The 12,500-nt window shown below is 39.4% G+C and carries 10 protein-coding genes; 2 read left to right on the top strand and 8 right to left on the bottom strand.

Annotated elements, in window-relative coordinates:
* The first annotated feature begins 42 nt into the window (after positions 1–42).
* Entirely contained in the window at positions 43–216 is a 174-nt protein-coding gene (locus ABD985_RS19630; RefSeq protein ID WP_345374759.1) for a hypothetical protein, read from the top strand.
* Between the two features lie 14 nt (positions 217–230).
* Entirely contained in the window at positions 231–425 is a 195-nt protein-coding gene (locus ABD985_RS19625) for a hypothetical protein (RefSeq protein ID WP_345374758.1), read from the top strand.
* A gap of 234 nt (positions 426–659) precedes the next feature.
* Here ABD985_RS19625 and ABD985_RS19620 read toward each other — a convergent pair whose 3' ends face one another.
* From ABD985_RS19620 to ABD985_RS19585, 8 genes are all read right to left on the bottom strand, one after another.
* Complete coding sequence (locus tag ABD985_RS19620; protein ID WP_345374757.1) at positions 660–1,010, bottom strand: rhodanese-like domain-containing protein; 351 nt, start codon at positions 1,008–1,010, stop codon at positions 660–662.
* A 206-nt stretch (positions 1,011–1,216) separates the two neighbouring features.
* Complete coding sequence (locus ABD985_RS19615; protein ID WP_345374756.1) at positions 1,217–1,858, bottom strand: T9SS type A sorting domain-containing protein; 642 nt, start codon at positions 1,856–1,858, stop codon at positions 1,217–1,219.
* Between the two features lie 499 nt (positions 1,859–2,357).
* Entirely contained in the window at positions 2,358–4,163 is a 1,806-nt protein-coding gene (locus ABD985_RS19610; protein ID WP_345374755.1) for a glycoside hydrolase family 15 protein, read from the bottom strand.
* A gap of 258 nt (positions 4,164–4,421) precedes the next feature.
* Complete coding sequence (locus tag ABD985_RS19605; RefSeq protein ID WP_345374754.1) at positions 4,422–4,850, bottom strand: DUF5606 family protein; 429 nt, start codon at positions 4,848–4,850, stop codon at positions 4,422–4,424.
* A 177-nt stretch (positions 4,851–5,027) separates the two neighbouring features.
* Positions 5,028–8,894, bottom strand: a complete 3,867-nt coding sequence (gene rpoB, locus ABD985_RS19600; RefSeq protein ID WP_345374753.1) for a DNA-directed RNA polymerase subunit beta — start codon at positions 8,892–8,894, stop codon at positions 5,028–5,030.
* A 270-nt stretch (positions 8,895–9,164) separates the two neighbouring features.
* A complete protein-coding gene (locus tag ABD985_RS19595; protein ID WP_345374752.1) occupies positions 9,165–9,725 on the bottom strand; it encodes a TlpA family protein disulfide reductase in 561 nt (186 codons plus the stop codon).
* Positions 9,726–9,993: 268 nt separating this feature from the next.
* Positions 9,994–11,379 carry an OmpA family protein gene (locus tag ABD985_RS19590; protein ID WP_345374750.1) on the bottom strand — a complete coding sequence of 462 codons (1,386 nt, stop codon included), beginning with the start codon at positions 11,377–11,379 and terminating at the stop codon, positions 9,994–9,996.
* A complete protein-coding gene (locus ABD985_RS19585) occupies positions 11,379–12,476 on the bottom strand; it encodes a PorP/SprF family type IX secretion system membrane protein (protein ID WP_345374749.1) in 1,098 nt (365 codons plus the stop codon). The genes ABD985_RS19590 and ABD985_RS19585 overlap by 1 nt, the downstream gene beginning before the upstream one ends.
* Positions 12,477–12,500: the final 24 nt, after the last annotated feature.

Raw genomic sequence — 12,500 nt, 5'->3', positions numbered from 1 at the left:
TGGAAAGAAGCGAATTTCAAACAAAATAAGGAAAAAGATAAAATGCTACGCACGATTGTTTTCGTCATGGGAGTTGCCTTTTTTATTATCGGCGTACACCAAAGTATGACCATAGGCCTGAATGAAAGCTACTGGCTTTTTAATTTCTCTGCCGTATGTTTACTTCTACTCTTATGGCTGAAAAAACGTAAGGAAGAAAAAGAAAAAAAGAAATAGTTAAGGAGGAAGCTATGAAGTTCAAACCACTAGAAGAAATTAAATATTTACTCATCGTTTGGGTCATTTATACCGCCTTTTTCTTTGGCGTTATGTTGATCATAGAAAAAGAAGCGGAGTTCTCCTACTATATACAAGGAATGCTGGTGATGATGCTCGTTTCTTATATTGTACGGGTTATTTTAAAGATTATGAAAAGCCTGGAGTAGCATTTCTGTTCATGATGTTTAGGTGAGCTTCGCTCGTTCATGATGTTTAGTTGAATTGTTAAATGGAGCTTCGCTCCATATACATAGTATATTGATTCAAGTTGATGTATTTATCGAAATCCAGCAACACATCAACTCGAGTCAACTCATCACGAAGTGATGAAACTCAACAAATCAACTAAACATCATGAACGAGCGAAGCTCACCTAAACATCATGAACAAATAAGTTGTCCTTAGACAGTTTTTCCCGTCCAGGCATTCAATCCTCCCTTTAGATTGTAGATGTGCTTAAAACCAGCCTTTACAAGCTTCCTACAAGCCTTTCTACCTCTGGAACCAGATTTACAATACACAAAATAGTGCTTATCCTTATCCATATGGCCTATACGCTCCTCAAAATTGGGCATCATTATATCCATATTAAAGGCATTATGTAACTTCTCCTCTTTATGCTCCTGACGTGAACGAACGTCAAGAATAAAAGGCTTGGATGTATCTCTTAACTTAGCAGCAAATGCCTCATCCTCTAATTCTGTAAAGCCTTCAATCCCTTTTCCAAAAATTCCCTTGATAAAATCTAGCATATCTTCTGTTTGTTTTTGTTTATATAACATCAACCTCTCCTCCTCTATCCCAAACATGTACAAAGATAAACAATTGGATTATTTAGGAATAAAAAAAAAGCAGGGTAGGACCCTGCTTTTTTCGGTTATGCTTTTAACTGTTTACTACTTTGATAAACAAATGAGTTTTATATCAGATCTTATATCAAATAATTTTATGGACTTGATTATAGAGCAATTGTTTCCGTAACATCAGTCTCCTGTCCTTTGATACGAACATAGTAGATACCGCTCTTCAAGTTGCTCAAGTCAAAATGTTTTACTGGCTTAAAGCCTTTCACAAAGCTTGTAGAATATACCACAACCCCTCTTGTGTCTGTAATCTTGATATCAAGGGCTCTTTCTGCTTGCTTGTTGAAGATAATGTTCAAATCTTCTCCGTGCAGATTAATCTGGTAAGGCATATCCAATCTAGCCAATTGATAATCTTTCATTACTACAGTTTGCTCGTCAGTAATCTCCAAGATTCTAACGACTCTATTGTCCTCAAACTGCAATACCATTTTATATTCTCCTGCTGCAAGCGCTGCAAAGTCAAGGCTTGCTTTTGTTTCTTTAATCCCTTCGAACTTTCTGTGCATTACCAGTCTGTTCGTCTTATTGTCTGAAAGGATGAAGTTTACTGACTTACCTTCCATGTCCTTAAGAACTAGTGTAGCTGCTTGTTGTCCTGTTGCTACTTTAAAGCTGTATGTAATACCTCCAGCTAGAGGTTTGAATGCTGCAACACTTGCTTGAGTTGTTGAAACAGAGATGATTGTTACAAGCACTACTGCGATGATTCCAAAGATTCTGTTTACAGTTTTCATATTATTATAGTTTTTATTGAAGTCTTACTTTATTAATTATCGTGTGTCAGTCCTTTGTCTTTCAGCACCTTTTCGCCCCGCTGACAATACAAAGCAGCACATAATCTTTCGATAAGTCAATAGTCTATTTTTTGAAATAAAATTCCAAAAATTACACTTATCATAAAATTTTAGATATGACAAAACTACACTTATAGAATATTATTTCATGATAAATTGACACTTTTCAAATTTTATACTTCAATACCTCATAGATGAAGAAGATCCTTTGTTAAGTGTCCTGAGAACAAGAATTCCTTGTATTTAAGAAAACAAACTTTAATTTTAACTTTTTTTAACACTAATAAACCCCAGTTGTACACTTAATATCCTTGTTTTTTTCAAAAAATGATTTTTAGCAGTTTTCAAGATACACTATAGCAGATAATACCTAGCAACATAAAAAAGCCCATACATAGACTGTATGGGCTTTTCACTTATACGCATAAATCGTTATCTATCAACTACTTTTCCCTAAGAAGTTTGGCAGATCCAATTTCTTGGCAATACGGTAAGCCGCATTGATTAAACCTACATGACTGTATGTTTGAGGGAAATTTCCCCATTGACTTCCATCTCGTTCATCTACATCCTCACTCAACAGCCCCAAATGATTGGCATATTTGGCTATTTGATTAAAATAATCAATTGCCTCATCTACTCTTCCTACACAAGCCAGTGCTTCTATATACCAATAGCCACAAATCAGGAAAGTAGAAGAAGGTGTTCCGAAGTCATCTTCATGTTTATAACGATAGAACAAGCCATTTTCTGCCTTTAACTCCTTTTCCATTCCTTCTAAGTGTATTCTGGCTTCCTCTGAACGAGGATCCAAATATCCCATGGTAATTAACTGCAAACAGCTTGCATCCATATCCTTGGAACCTACCGCTTGCATATACACTCCCGTCTCAGGGTCTTTACATGCCTCAATCTTCTCTATAGCCTCTTTTTTCAGCTTTATGGCCTCTGCTCTAAACTTATCATCCTGAAAGTAATCGGCTATTTTCTCTGCCGAGCAAGCTCCAGCCCAATGAAACAAGAAAGTATAACAATGTAGCTGTGCCTTATTCCTAAACTCCCACAACCCTGCATCAGGCTGCTCCATTGTCTCAGAGATCTTATAGAGTAACTTCTGGAGGTTCTCTTTGGTATACTGTCGATGGGGGTTACTGAAGCGCTTATCATTATAGAAAGGTAATAGCGATACAAAGACCTGCCCATAAACATCATTCTGAATATGTGTATAGGCATCATTACCAATACGTACAGGTTTATTATTTCCCTGATACCCACTTAAGTCTAACTCTATCTCTGTCAGTTTTTTTTCTGCTGTAATACTATAGAGTGGCTGTAAATGTCGTTCGGTCTCCCTACTGGCCACATTTTCGATGTAACGGAAATACCCTTCCATTTCTTCAAAGTGACCAATATTATTGAAGGCGTTCAGCGTATAATAGGTATCACGCATCCAACAATAACGGTAATCCCAATTTCGTCCACTACCTGGATGCTCGGGTAAGCTCGTAGAACCGGAGGCAATGATTGCACCAGTATCCTCAAACTGATGTATTTTAAGAATGAGTGCAGAGCGAATCACTTTTTCTTGTGCAAACGTACCAATACTGGTTGATTTCACCCATTGTCTCCAATACCCTTTCGTCTTCTGATAAAAAGTCTCTACCGTCGTTTTCAAAGAAGCTTCCAAAGGAGTTCCATAGGTCATCACCAAGTACACAGCTCCACTGAGGACAAAATACGATTCATCCATAATGTAGCTCAATGGAATGTTTGTCGTCAAGCGCATGGGCTGCTCATATCCGATATAGCGAATATGATTACTTCCTTGAGACTTTTCAGGTTGGACTTTCCCATATTCTGCCATGGGTTCACACTCCACTTTTATTCTACAAACCCCATGCATAGGTTCGATCTTACGAATCAGCATCAAAGGTTTATAGTAACGATCCGCCTGCGTAAAACGGGGAGCAAAATCCGTCACCTTAAAAGAATCACCATTTTCCTGATGAAATTCGGTACACAGAATATTAGTATTGGGTACATAATATTGTTGAGTCGTAAAATCTTCTGTTTCCGGAACGATCGCAAACTTCCCTCCTTTTTCTTCATCCAGAAGTCCTCCAAAGACAAAACTACTGTCAAACTTGGGCCAGCAAAGCCACTTGACATTTGCCACATCATCGACATAAGCCATGTATGCGCAATTGCCAATTACTCCCATGTTGTATTTATGTGTGGTCGACATAGAATGGTAATTTGTTTAAGGTTTATTAAATTTATTTATAGGATTATTTAGCGCTTGTTTGGAATACTAATTCAGACAAGCTCTTATGATATAAAAGTTAGCTGAAAAGTCAAGTCAAAGGACATTCACCTGAACCAATAGCTATAAGATAGTTAATTTAAAAAAAAAGCTGAAAGCCATTTAAATGACTTTCAGCTTGAACTACATAATATACAGTCTAAAAACTGCTATTTGTCGTTAAGTCTTCAAGAAATGTGCTTACTCAGCACCTTCCTCTGTTGCTTCTTCCTCATCATCCTCAAATACTTCAGGATAATTTGCAGCAAGAAGGTTATACCAGTTCACCAATTTCTTGATGTCTGAGTTGTATACTCTAGCTTGATCATAGTTCGGTAGAGCATCTTCCATAAACTCTCTCAAAGAAGCTTCATCTGCAACGTTCACGTCTGCTTTTCCTTCACACTTTTCGTGGATCATTTTAAATGCATCCTCCAAAGGAATAGACTCCTCAGCCTCTCCAACAACATAGATAGAGATTTCCTGAAGTACTGAAATTCTCTGGTTAGCATTCACTACCATTTTCTTCGTTCCTCCGATCTCCTCTACGATAACTCCTGTGCGAGTAGGTTTCAAAATTTTATACAAACCAGGTTTGCCTGCTATTGCAGCTACGTCTCTTAATTTCATCTTTAATATACTTTATGCTGGATAATAATCTCAAGAAAGCCCTTTGTACCTACTGAGTAAAAACAAAGGGATACAAAAGTAAATAATCTACTTCAACTATTCTATGTTGCCTACCTTTTAAACGTAAAAAAACCTGCAAGAATAGTCCTGCAGGTTTTTTTGGCTACATATCGTTTTTTAGTCTAGCGTAATTTCTAGCGCCAAACCTCTTAATTCGTGTACCAATACGTTGAATGATTCCGGAATGCTTGGCTTCGGCATGTTTTCACCTTTCACAATCGCTTCATAAGCTTTTGCTCTACCAATTACATCATCGGACTTCACTGTCAAGATCTCACGAAGAACGTTGGATGCACCGAATGCCTCAAGTGCCCAAACCTCCATCTCACCAAAACGCTGACCACCAAACTGAGCTTTACCACCCAATGGCTGCTGTGTAATCAATGAGTAAGGACCGATTGAACGGGCGTGCATCTTGTCATCTACCAAGTGACCTAGTTTCAGCATGTACATGATACCTACTGTTACTGCCTGGTCAAAACGCTCTCCAGTGTTACCGTCATATAGGTAAGCACGTCCAAATCTAGGTAGTCCTGCTTCTTCCAACTCTAATCTTACTTCCTCTTCAGAAGCACCATCAAAGATTGGTGTCGCATACTTTCTTCCTAGTTTTCTACCTGCCCAACCTAGGACTGTTTCGTAAATCTGACCAAGGTTCATACGAGAAGGTACCCCCAATGGGTTCAAACAAACGTCCATCGGTGTTCCATCTTCCAAGAATGGCATATCCTCTTCAGGAACGATCTTCGCCACAACACCCTTGTTACCGTGACGACCGGCCATCTTATCCCCTACTTTCAGTTTACGTTTCTTAGCAACGTATACTTTTGCAAGCTTCACAATACCTGTTGGTAACTCATCACCTACCTCCAATGTGAAACGATCACGTTTGAATCGGCTGGTCAACTCGTTACGAGCAACAGTATAGTTTTTAACCATGGCTGCAATCATTGCGTTAACTCTTGCATCCTCAGTCCAGTTCTCCAAAATTAGATCACCCAATAGGTTCACTTCCTCAGGAACTGCGTAGCTTGACTCATCTTTATAAGGGTTTCTCTCTGGGAACAAGTTCTTCTGAATGTTCTCATAAGAGAATTTCACTCCTTTGCTCAAGATCTCCTCACCGAACTTGTGGAATACTCCCTGAGAAGTCAATCCATCCAACAACTCAGTCAGTTTGTTGATGGCTTTCACCTCAAGTCCTTTCAGGTCTCTTGAATATTGCTTTTTAAGTTTTTCAACCTCAAGCTTGGCTTTCGCTCTCATGTCCTTGTCTTTCTTAGGACGAGAGAACAACTTAGTATCAATTACTGTACCTCTAAGAGATGCAGAAGCTTTCATAGAAGCATCTTTCACATCACCTGCCTTATCACCGAAGATTGCTCTCAATAGCTTCTCCTCTGGTGTAGGGTCAGACTCTCCTTTAGGCGTAATTTTACCAACAAGAATATCTCCTTCCTTGATGAAGCTACCTACACGGATAATACCATTCTCATCCAGGTTCTTCACTGCATCCTCACTTACGTTCGGAATTTCAGAAGTCAATTCTTCCTCACCACGCTTAGTATCTCTTACTTCAAGTTCGAATTCTTCGATGTGCAATGAAGTAAACACGTCATTTCTTACAACTCTTTCTGAGATTACGATCGCATCCTCAAAGTTGTAACCTTGCCATGGCACGAATGCCACCAACATGTTTTTACCCAATGCCAACTCTCCTTCCTCAGTAGAGTATCCTTCCGACAATACTTGTCCTTTCTTCACAAGATCACCTCTTTTTACCAGAGGTCTCATGTTCATACAAGTATCCTGGTTGGTTCTTCTGAACTTCACCAAGCTATGCTCTACGATCTCATTATCGAAAGAAGTCAGACGTTGGTCCGCAGAAAGGTCATAACGCATATGGATTTTATTCGCATCTACGAATGCTACCTCACCATCTTCTCTCGCTAACAATACTGTTCTAGAGTCAATCGCAACACGTCTTTCCAGACCTGTACCTACGATTGGTGCTTCAGGCTTCAACAATGGAACTGCCTGACGCTGCATGTTGGATCCCATCAAGGCACGGTTGGCATCATCATGCTCCAAGAAAGGAATCATAGATGCGGCTACCGATACAATCTGGTTTGGAGCGATATCCACATAGCTAATCTCATCTGGTGATTTCAATGGGAAGTCACCTTCAAAACGAACCTTCATTAGCTCGTCAGTAAATGCTCCCTGCTCATTCAGATCAATCTTCGCTTGTGCGATAAATACGCCATCTTCCTCTTCTGCACTCAAGTAAGTGATATCTTTGGTCACCACACCCTCTTTCACCTCACGGTAAGGAGTTTCGATGAATCCCATAGAGTTCACTTTTGCATACGTACAAAGTGAAGAAATCAAACCAATGTTTGGACCTTCCGGAGTCTCAATTGTACAAAGACGACCGTAGTGTGTATAGTGAACGTCACGAACCTCGAAACCTGCTCTTTCACGAGAAAGACCACCTGGTCCCAAAGCGGAAACTCTTCGTTTGTGTGTTACCTCGGCCAATGGGTTTGTTTGGTCCATGAACTGAGATAACTGGTTTGTACCGAAGAAAGAGTTGATAACAGATGACAATGTACGAGCATTGATCAAGTCTACTGGCTTGAAATCCTCATTGTCACGTACGTTCATTCTTTCTTTGATTGTACGCGCCATACGCGCCAAACCTACGCCAAACTGGCTATGCAACTGCTCTCCTACTGTTCTAACACGTCTGTTTGACAAGTGGTCAATATCATCCACTACCGCTTTAGAGTTGATCAAAGTGATCAAGAAACGGATGATTTCAATGATATCGTCTTTTGTCAAGACTTTTTGGTTGTTGGTATCCGGGTCGTGCTTCAACTTCTTGTTGATTCTGTAACGACCTACCTCACCCAAATCATAACGCTTGTCAGAGAAGAACAAGTTTTGGATAATCTCTCTTGCTGTTTGCTCATCTGGAGCTTCTGTATTACGAAGCTGACGATAGATTTGCTCAACGGCCTCTTTCTCAGAGTTAGAGTTATCCTTCTGTAACGTATTATAGATAATTTGGTAATCTGCGATATTGATATCTGCACGGTGCAAGATAATCGTGCTAACCCCTGAATCAAGGATCAAGTCAATATCACTTTCTTCGATCTCGTGATCACGCTCTAGCAAGATCTCGTTACGATCGATAGAAACTACCTCTCCAGTATCTTCATCTACAAAATCCTCTGTCCATGTTTTCAAAACACGGGCAGCAAGCTTTCTACCCACTACTTTTTGCAAAGCAGCAGATGTAGCCTCAACTTCCTCTGAAAGGTTGAATAATCCTAGGATATCTCGGTCACCACCCCATCCAATTGCTCTTAGAAGAGTTGTTACCGGGAATTTTTTCTTACGATCGATGTACGCATACATTACGTTATTTACGTCGGTCGCAAACTCGATCCAAGATCCTTTAAAAGGAATTACCCTTGCTGAGTAAAGCTTTGTACCATTGGTATGCTTTGATTGTGCAAAGAACACCCCTGGAGATCTGTGTAGCTGAGATACAATAACACGCTCTGCACCATTGATCACGAAAGAGCCACGCTCAGTCATGTAAGGAACTGTTCCTAAGAACACCTCTTGCTCGATGGTCTCAAAGTCTTCATTGTCCTCATCATTACAGTAAAGCCTTAGCTTTGCCTTCAAAGGAACGCTATAGGTCAAGCCTCTTTCGATACACTCGTCAACCGTATACTTAGGAGGATCCACCGTATAGTCAATAAACTCCAATACGAAATTCTCTCTGGAATCCGCAATTGGGAAGTTTTCTTGGAATACTTTGTAAAGACCCTCTTCTTTACGTTTATCTGGCGGGGTATCTAACTGAAAGAAATCTTTAAATGACTCAAACTGAACGTCCAGAAAGTTAGGATAGTCCATAATTCTTTCTGCTGACGCGAAGTTTTTCCTGCCGTGTGTGAATGTAGCCAAGGTAATATTTTGTTTGATTTTCGGAACAAACTTTATCTGCTATAAAGCATCTCTTAAAATGCTGAAAATGCTCTCAATAAAGTACTATTTATGCAAAATAGGGTGCAAAACTACATATTTACTTTTAAGGTGCAAAGGAATTATGTAGAATACATCCCGTGAAGATAAGAATTTTTATTAAATATTCGTTAACCTAGGTGCCTGCATTTCAATAATATTTCCTAAAAAACCACTCTTGTGAGAAAGTTCCCTCAAGGGTATTTTTTATTATTATTTTTTCATCAATGAGCGTATTCCGTCATTTAAATAACTAGCAATACCAATTTGTCTCACAACCACCTTCCCTTCTGAAGAAATAATAAAGGTGGTAGGGATGGAATTACTGCGATACATTGCAGGGCGCTCAGAGCGCAAGCGATAAACCGGAAAAGAAAATCCCTTTCTCTCCATAAAATGCTTTACCTTTTCCAGATCCTCATCGACAGATATCATGACAAAGGCTGCTTTATCTTCTTTTTCCAGCTCTTGATACAGCTCTTCAATTTCCGGCATCTCGGCGATACAAGGAGGACACCAAGTAGCCCAGAAGTTCATAAATATATTTTTACCTTTCAGTTCTGACAGAGCCATATGATTTCCTTCCAAATCTTCTAATATCATATCATAAGAAGCTTGCTCAGGCTTATGCAATACAGAAGCCTCCCTCAACCCTGTTGCCAATGTTACTCTTTGTAATAATCCGATCACCTCTGTGTGTAAACCTGTCACATACAACCCTAAGATTACAGCAACGGTAATACCCCAGCTTTTTAGTTCTTTCTTCCAGTTCATGTTTGCGTTTGCTTATTTACCCTTCACTTTAACCTAGAGCTTGTTTGGTATCCATATTTTGAGAATAGGGCACTAAACAGACTCTTACTCTAGACGGAATGAGCAATATACGAAAAAAAGTCACCACCCATAAGCTGCCAACTCTTCTGTTAAGGTTCTGTGGGAAATACAAGGGTGTTATGTGACTTTAGACACCTTACGACAAAAAAAGACATCGAAAAAGGATAAGTCTTTCGATGTCTATTACTCGATGTCTTTTAATCATATATCATTGTTCAATATCTATTTTGGAGAGATATATTTCTACTCTGCGGTTTTGCTGCCGTCCTTCTTTTGTATTATTAGAAGTTAGCGGTTCTTTCTCTCCATGATACTGTACTTTCACCTGTGCAAATGACACTCCTTTTTCCAACAAATAGTGACGAATTGCTTCGGCCCTCTGCCTGGATAGTATCAGGTTATCATCACTGGAACCTACTGCATCAGCATGCCCTTGCAATTTGATCATATAATTCCTGTTTTGTATCAATACCTGACTAAGCTTATTGAGTAATGCGATGTCTTTCCAATACAGGTCTGCACTTCCCACCCCAAACTCAATCGCATATTCCTTTACCGATGTAGAAGCATCCAATAAAAATAGTCCTTTTTCCGCCGGTGACTCTGCTGTTGATAATGGTAACTTCCTATTGGCGTATAATGATGCTGTTGTATCCGGGACTATACCTGCTTGCCTATCGACTATATCTTTTGCTAATTCCACTTTATTCCAACGACCTTCAGCCCTATAAATATCCGATAAAGCTGCCGCTGCAGTATCTCGATTACTCGCCCAATAAGCCAAGCTATCCTCCCATACAAAATACGCATCAAAGTGCTCTGTGTTGATTTCACTTAGGTTAATAGGCTCAGCCCATTGCTGCCAGGTATCATCCAATCGCTCTGTTCTGTAGATATCTGCACCACCTTTTCCTCCCTCACGCTCACTAGAGAAGAATAAGGTCTTTGTATCTCTCTGCAAAAAAGGAGATAACTCATAAGCCATTGAATTAATCGTTCTTCCTAACGACTTTGGCCTTGTCCAATGCTCCTTACCTGCTGACAAGCCCTTTTTAAAACTAACAAATAAGTCATCCTGCTCCTTTCGTCTCCCACTACTCATCACAATCAACATTATATCCCCTGTAGCGCAAACACTCAAGGAGCTTATATCTTTCAATCCCGGAATCTCTACCTCTATTGCTTTACTTTCTCCACCTTCTAATACTGCCTTGGATAAGCTAAATAAATGTATTTCTCCTTGATAAACCTGTTTTACATAAAGTAAACTATCCGTAACTCCCACGATAGCTTCCTTCCCTCCTTCCTCAAGTAAGTGAAGTTGTTGTTCTGCTCCTGTCTCTACATCCAGACACCATGTCCCATATTTTATAGTCTGCTGTCCTGCTTCAGGGCGATATATCCTTGTAAACAACAACTGCTTCTCTCCGAAAGACAAAGGAAATATTTCTTCATGTATTGAGCTCACCTCCTCCACTTTCTTAAGGTCCGAAAAAACAAGAGTATCCTGTGCGAAGCTCATCGAAGTCCCTAGGATACATAATAATGCTCCCATCAAACTCCACTTAGCATTCAAAAAAAAGTATTGTTTCATTACCAAAAACGACGGTCAAAAGTTTTATTATCTCTATTCAATATAAAGGAAAGGGATAGCTCATGCATTCGAAAATCTGTATTATTAGGATCCCCAATCAGTAAGTCAAAAGAATACCCAAATTTAATCTGAGGGGAAAGCATTACAGCTGTTATAAAATCGACAGATTCGTTTGGACGATAATTTACTCCTGCCATAAATTTCTGATCGTATATCCACTTGACTCCTGGGCTAATCAAGGAAGGAGTATTCGTTCTTAATAGTAATAATACATTAGGCTGTAACTCTGACCTTCCCCCAAGAGATATCCTCATTCCTGCCATTATTCCGTGAACATCTTCCATTTTATTACTAATTGCGCTAGAGTCATTCGCCGTATTTTCTAAATTCCCTCCTAACACATTCGTGTACGCATAACTCAAATGATATCGCTGACTATACAGCGTTCCTCCCATATTTAAATAATAGAATAGTTCCTGACGACCTCCCTTATCCAGAAGTTCTAAGTAAATTTGATCATTCGAGTTTCTCATTGTATAATCTATCACATTATACCTGGAACTCGAAACTAGTGCTGCCGCTCCAAAAGAAGCCTTCCAGCGCTTAGATAAAGGCAAATGAAAGGCATAAGATAACTGTCCTTGATACTGTACGATACCTCCGGCTTTTATACTCACCAAGCCTGCTCCTAATCCATGTTTACTACGGGCTTCAAAAACTTCCTGACGTTTCCTTAGTCCTCCACCATGCACCTCTGTTTCCACTTTTGTATCATGTCGACTAAAAAGTGTCTGGTCACTGGTACGAAAAGTAATATTAGGGCGCTTGACTGTCTTTGTTTCCTGCCCATACTTCTTATTTTCACCTGTCAATGCTAAATTAATATTCACCTGCATTGTTGTAGGGGTATTCACATCTCCCCCTCCATTATCTCTTATCCCTAAATCTACTGCTGAAAAAGACTCTATTCCCGTAAATGATGGGTTGTACCAAGGAAGTGCCTGAGAATACTGTGTTAAATAAAATTGCTGGGCATCACTCAAAAATGGAAACAAAAAAAGGAATAACGCTGAAAAATAACGTATATAAATACTCATAAATGGATTATTTTACTCTATTAG

Source organism: Algivirga pacifica (genome assembly GCF_039543525.1).
Classification (GTDB): Bacteria; Bacteroidota; Bacteroidia; order Cytophagales; family Flammeovirgaceae; genus Algivirga; species Algivirga pacifica.
The sequence above is the reverse complement of the archived record's forward strand: the minus strand, read 5'-3'. Positions and strand labels throughout refer to the sequence as shown.